Here is a 5,112-nt window from a genome sequence, read left to right on the forward strand (position 1 = left end):
GTCCACGGCTCATCCGACCCAAAAGATGCCAAAAGAGACGATAGCACTATGGAAGTTGTAGTAGATGCTATAACAAAATCCGCCGAAGAGACCAAGGCTCTTGGCATTACTAACGGAGACTTTATCTCCCTTGACCCAAGATTTAGAATTGATAATGGCTTCGTCAAATCTCGTCATCTAGATGATAAGGCAAGTGCCGGAGTCCTCCTAGCTCTTGCTAAGGAAATCAAAGAGAAAAACATTAAGATAAATAGACCTCTTTATATGACCTTTACTATCTATGAAGAAGTAGGCCACGGAGCAGCAAGCGGCCACCCAAAGGGAATTAGGGATATGGTAGCTGTCGATATGGGAGTTGTCTACGGAGATCTCGCCTGTGATGAGACCATGGTTTCAATCTGTGCCAAGGACTCTTCTGGCCCATACAATTATGATTTGACCAATGAGCTTGTAGAGATTGCTCAAAGTCTTGATATAGACTACGGCCTAGACATCTATCCTTACTATGGATCTGATGCCTCAGCTGCGGTAGCAAGCGATAATGACTTCCGTCACGCCCTTGTAGGAAGTGGAGTTGCAGCAAGTCACGGTTATGAGAGAACTCACGAAAAAGGACTTATGGGCCTTTACAATTTGCTCTTACACTTTGTACAAAAATAGTCTTGTAATAAAGGCAATTTGTTATATAATATAAGTAAGCAAAAGGGAGTAGCCCAATTATTCAATCGTCAAAACGGAAATTTCCCGGTTGGATAAACCCTAGAAGGTGGCAAGACTTTTGGCATGGATTTGCCAAAAGTCTTTTTTATACCTTTTGTTAATATTAATGGAGGAATTATGGACTATAAAGGAAGTTTAAATGAAGTAATCAAAAAACATAATAGTGACCCAAACCGCGGTCTTACTTCCGATGAGGCAAGTAAAAGACTCGATAAATATGGCAAAAACATTATCGAATCTTCTAACAAGAAATCTCTTGCCAAGAAAATCATCGAGCAAGTAGCAGATCCTATGGTAATCCTTCTTGTAATAGCTGCAATCGTGTCAGCCTTTACAGGAGATGCTGTTGAATGCGGGATAATAATTGCAATCGTAGTAATCAATGCTATTATGTCTATCATCCAAGAAGGTCGTGCAGAAGACTCTGTGGCAGCCCTTCAGAAGATGAGCTCACCAGAAGCTACCATCATCCGTGATGGATCTAGAAAGAAATTAAAGGCCGAAGAGCTTGTACCAGGAGATGTTGTAATCATTGAAACTGGAGATATCATCCCAGCTGATATGAGACTTCTCGAATCAAGCAACCTACAAATAGACGAATCGTCCCTTACAGGAGAATCTGTCGCAGTAGAAAAGGACTTTAGTAAGGAATTTAATGAAGATGTTGGAATCGGAGATAGAGATAACTACGCCTTTTCATCATCTATAGTAACTTATGGCCACGGCAAGGGACTAGTCACAGCCACAGGCCACGAAACAGAAATCGGTAAGATCGCAACAAGTCTAGAAAACGTCGAGGCAAAAGATACTCCCCTACAAAAACAACTTAAGAAGCTATCCAAGCTCCTTGCTGTACTAGTAGTAATAGTTTGTATCCTAGTATTTGTAGTTGGATATTTTAGATCTGAAATGGATATGTTAGATAACTTCATGGTCGCAGTATCACTTGCAGTAGCTGCTATACCAGAAGGACTCACCGCAGTTGTAACTATTGTTTTATCAATCGGAATGAACAGAATGGCCGAAAGAAAGGCAATAGTTAAAAACCTTCTTTCAGTAGAAACCCTAGGTTCAACTACAGTAATCTGTTCAGATAAGACAGGAACTCTTACACAAAACGAGATGACCATCACTAAAATCTACACAGATGGTAAGGAATTCGAGGTAGAAGGATCAGGCTATGAGCCAAAGGGAGATATCCGAGATGATAAGGGTGAAATCGTAGAAAGCCACGATCAAATCAAACTTCTTATGACCATATCAAGTCTATGTAACGATGCCAATCTCATAAGAGAAGACGACATCTACAAGATCACAGGGGATCCTACAGAAGGCGCTATGCTTACACTTTCTGAAAAATGGAACATCAACCAAGAAAACCTAAACGAAAACCACCCAAGACTTGAGGAAATCCCATTCGATTCCACAAGAAAGATGATGACCACCTTCCATGAAATGGACGGCAAAAATTATGGATACACAAAAGGTGCTCCAGATGTAGTAATAGACAAATGTTCAAAGACTCTAGTAAATGGAGAAATCGTAGACTTTACAGATGATTTAAAGAAAAAAGCACTCGAAGTTAATACAAGTCTTGCAAGTCAAGCTCTTCGTGTTATGGCATATGCCTTTAAACCAATGGAAAGTCTTGATACAGAAATAACTAGTGAAAATATAGAACACGATATGGTATTTGTCGGTCTAACCGGCATGATCGATCCACCAAGGCCAGAAGCTAAGGCTGCTGTTAAGGAATGCCACGCTTCAGGAATCGATGTAATAATGATTACAGGAGACTATTTCGAAACAGCCCTTGCCATAGCCAAGGACTTAGGAATAGCAACTAGCCGTGACCAAGCTATGCAAGGAAGCGAACTTAACAACAAGACAGAAGCAGAAATTAGAGAAATAGTAAAGACTAAGAGAATCTTTGCCAGAGTTTCTCCTGAAAACAAGGTTCAACTTGTAAAGGCCCTAGGCCAAAATGGAGAAATAGTAGCCATGACAGGTGACGGAGTAAACGATGCTCCAGCTATCAAGAACGCTGACATTGGTATATCAATGGGAATCACAGGAACAGACGTTGCCAAGGATACTGCAGATATGATCCTTGTAGATGATAACTTTGCAACAATAGTAAACGCCGTTGAAGAAGGAAGAGTAATATTTGCTAACATCAAAAAGTTCGTATCCTTCCTCCTATCTTGTAACATAGCAGAAGTCCTTATAGTATTCTTGTCAATACTTTTCGGCCTTCCAAGCCCACTTACACCAATCCAACTCTTGTGGCTTAACCTTGTAACAGATGCCTTCCCAGCCCTAGCCCTTGGAGTTGAGCCAGCAGAGCCAGGCATCATGGAAGAAGATCCAAGAGATCCAAGCGAGTCAATAATATCTGGAAAGACAAAGACAAATCTTATCTCTCAATCAATATTTATAACAATCGCAGTTCTCGGTGCTTACCTAGTAGGACTTAAGTGGATCTTCCCTAACTCAATTGAGGGAGCACACACAATGGTATTTGCAACACTTATCACAAGCGAGCTTCTAAGAGCCTTCTCAGTAAGATCAGAGAAGTTCACCTTAAAGGAATTAGGATTTGCCTCAAATTCACAACTAATCAAGGCAACAATCCTATCATTTGCCCTATTACTAGTGGTAATGTATATACCTGTCCTAAGAGATCTTTTCGAAGTAGTATCTCTAGGTTGGGAATGGATACCAGTTCTAATACTTTCCCTAATCCCACTTATACTAGGTGAGATTTCAAAAGTTGTTAGAAGAAAATAATAAATAAACTTAAAGGTGATGAGCAGAATAGATTTAACTATTCTAAACCATCACCTTTTTGTTTTACTCTCTTTCGTTTACTCAACTAACTTAAATGGACATATAAAAATAGCTAGAAATCTACATTTCTAGCTATTTACCATATTACAACTTTAAATATATTTTTTGTTTATCCTATATTACCATTCACCTCTACAATTATATGCAGCCCAAGCTAACTGTCCAGCTGTAGCCACAACATTTGCTTTAGATACTGATTTTCCAAGTATACTTAAAATAATCTTAGCTGCTTCTTCCCACAATTCTCCGTTAACGTATCCAACAAATGCATTCCATCCATTACCATTTAATAGATCTATATATACACCCAAATAGTCTTTTGCTATACATACAGCAAAATCTCCAGCACTTCTATTTTGTCGTTCAAAATACAATTCAAGCAAAACTTTCGCATTTTCATCTCCAGTATTAGCTCTTTCTTCTAACAATAGATTATTTGTTATATAATAGTTACCATCTTTATCTAAATACCCAACATCTTCAAAATAAAATTTTAATTCAGAAACTAGCTCATCTACTTCAGAATTTTGACTATTTTCCTCTAAATCTGTAGCAAACGCTACTGTTGATCCCATACTCCCAAGTGCCATAAATAGTGCTAATAGGAGTGACATTAATTTTTTCATAATACTATCCTCTCTTAAATGATAAAAATTGTAATATGGATTTCACACTTTCATTGTATACTTAACTAATCAATTTTTAGTAAATTTTATTTAAGAGTAAGAATATTATAACTATTAGTGTTATTTTATTTATGTATAAAAGATATTTTAATCTACTAGTCTCGCTAGATAGTGAATGATAGTATATATACTGAGATAACTCTAATAATATTATATTAGATAATACTAAGCTTATAGTGATATTTATTTTATTAGCACTTATCAAAGTTATTGTAATTATGTTTAATATAGTCTCTATAGGCACAAGCATTTTATTCATAATCTTATATTTATCATGATTTTTAATAATAGATACGATAACTAATAGTGATACTAATACTATTAACATGCTATATATTCTATCCTATCTCTACTTTCACTAAGTAAACCTCCGCATTAACTTTTTCATTGCACTCTGCTTAAATTATTATATTAATATCATTTTTTTCTTTTAAAAACTACTATAAACGGTGCAAAAATAAAAGCAAATAAGAGCTGAGTCTTAGGTGGAATAAACTGAGCTAACTTTTTATCAGATGTAGCTTCACTTAATTTTATTCCTGCTATAGGATACAATAAGTAGCAAATAATAAAATAAATTGTTATTATCAAGTAATACCCTTCAAACGGGCTGACTTTAAAATATTCCCTCATCAATAAATAATATCCTATAAGAGGAACTAATCCTGTTATTAGATAAAGTAATATTTCTGTTAAGCTGTGTTTTTTCATAATGTCCTCCTCGTATATTATAGTTGTAGTAATAAATACTACATTTTGTTCTCTATCCCACTTTCTTATGGGATAATAATTGTATAGATAGAGGTCGTAGCTGTCCTCCTTGAAGCTCGTCTTCCTAATTAAGGGTTACGCCTCT

The 5,112-nt window shown here is 36.5% G+C and carries 4 protein-coding genes; 2 read left to right on the top strand and 2 right to left on the bottom strand.

Annotated features, from left to right (window positions below; genetic code table 11):
• Together MRZ08_RS00340 and MRZ08_RS00345 are read left to right on the top strand one after the other, a co-directional pair.
• Positions 1–660, top strand: a 660-nt coding sequence (locus MRZ08_RS00340) for a M20/M25/M40 family metallo-hydrolase (protein ID WP_290878647.1), incomplete at its 5' end; no start/stop codon positions are given.
• 177 nt (positions 661–837) lie between these two features.
• A complete protein-coding gene (locus tag MRZ08_RS00345; protein ID WP_290878650.1) occupies positions 838–3,510 on the top strand; it encodes a cation-translocating P-type ATPase in 2,673 nt (890 codons plus the stop codon).
• A gap of 179 nt (positions 3,511–3,689) precedes the next feature.
• Here the strand turns inward: MRZ08_RS00345 and MRZ08_RS00350 are convergent, their stop codons facing one another.
• Entirely contained in the window at positions 3,690–4,196 is a 507-nt protein-coding gene (locus MRZ08_RS00350) for a hypothetical protein (RefSeq protein WP_290878653.1), read from the bottom strand.
• A gap of 477 nt (positions 4,197–4,673) precedes the next feature.
• Positions 4,674–4,967 (bottom strand): hypothetical protein, encoded by a 294-nt coding sequence (locus MRZ08_RS00355; RefSeq protein WP_290878656.1) that lies wholly within the window; start codon positions 4,965–4,967, stop codon positions 4,674–4,676.
• Positions 4,968–5,112 lie beyond the last annotated feature (145 nt).

This window comes from Anaerococcus sp., assembly GCF_022770135.1.
In the GTDB taxonomy this organism is placed as follows: Bacteria; Bacillota; Clostridia; order Tissierellales; family Peptoniphilaceae; genus Anaerococcus.

What these genes read in the sequence shown, in the direction of transcription:
- MRZ08_RS00345 (WP_290878650.1), top strand. Translation starts at nt 838, where the DNA reads ATGGACTATAAAGGAAGTTTAAATGAAGTAATCAAAAAACATAATAGT.
- MRZ08_RS00350 (WP_290878653.1), bottom strand. Translation starts at nt 4,196, where the DNA reads ATGAAAAAATTAATGTCACTCCTATTAGCACTATTTATGGCACTTGGG.
- MRZ08_RS00355 (WP_290878656.1), bottom strand. Translation starts at nt 4,967, where the DNA reads ATGAAAAAACACAGCTTAACAGAAATATTACTTTATCTAATAACAGGA.